The organism is Devosia elaeis (genome assembly GCF_001650025.1).
GTDB classification, from domain to species: Bacteria; Pseudomonadota; Alphaproteobacteria; order Rhizobiales; family Devosiaceae; genus Devosia; species Devosia elaeis.
Genome location: NZ_LVVY01000037.1, coordinates 1 through 630, shown reverse-complemented (window position 1 = coordinate 630; position 630 = coordinate 1). Strand labels below are relative to the sequence as shown.

Below are 630 nucleotides of genomic sequence, written 5' to 3'. Positions count from 1 at the left end.
GCCTCATGCTCAGAGCGAGCCCGATTACCTATGCTTTCGGGAAATCTCCCAAGACAGTTGAACGACCGGAATGAGGGCGCGTTGGAGCCAACAGAGTAGGTCGCCGCCTATCTTACCGGCAACAAGTCTTTTCCGACTGCAACGCTCCGCCGGCGACGAACTCGTCTCACCGATTTGTAAGTCGTTCTATCCGCTTGGGCCGACGTCGTCGTCAGTCGCGCGATAGCAAATAGACATACGTCGACAGCCGTTGCGCCGGATTTCGTGGTTGTGCCGAATGCGACCGACGTTCCTCTGCTCCCGTTGCTGCGCCTGCGCTATTTTTTCGGGCAAGCGTTTCCGGACTTAGTGATCACGGGCTGCCGCGGGAGTATGGAATGATCTTCGATCGCCTGGGCCTCACCCCCAGTCATCTCGTCAGCCCGGACGGAGTGTGCTTGCATGTGTTCCATCGCGTGCTCGCGCACGGTTTTTCGATGGTTTCGGCGGATCGAAGTGTTGCTGTCGTCATTGCGCCGATCTGCGCGATCGAGGACCCCCGCTTGGGATCATGGCTCTCCTTGCCCGGTATCTACAGGGCGCATCTGCCCCCTATAGCGCGGCAATCTGGATGAGACGCTGGCGACAATC

Annotated in this window: 1 protein-coding gene; it reads left to right on the top strand. The window is 58.9% G+C overall.

Annotated features, from left to right (window positions below; all coding sequences use genetic code 11):
- Positions 1 to 377 precede the first annotated feature (377 nt).
- Positions 378 to 614 carry a hypothetical protein gene (locus A3840_RS19375; protein WP_131798211.1) on the top strand — a complete coding sequence of 79 codons (237 nt, stop codon included), beginning with the start codon at positions 378 to 380 and terminating at the stop codon, positions 612 to 614.
- Positions 615 to 630: the final 16 nt, after the last annotated feature.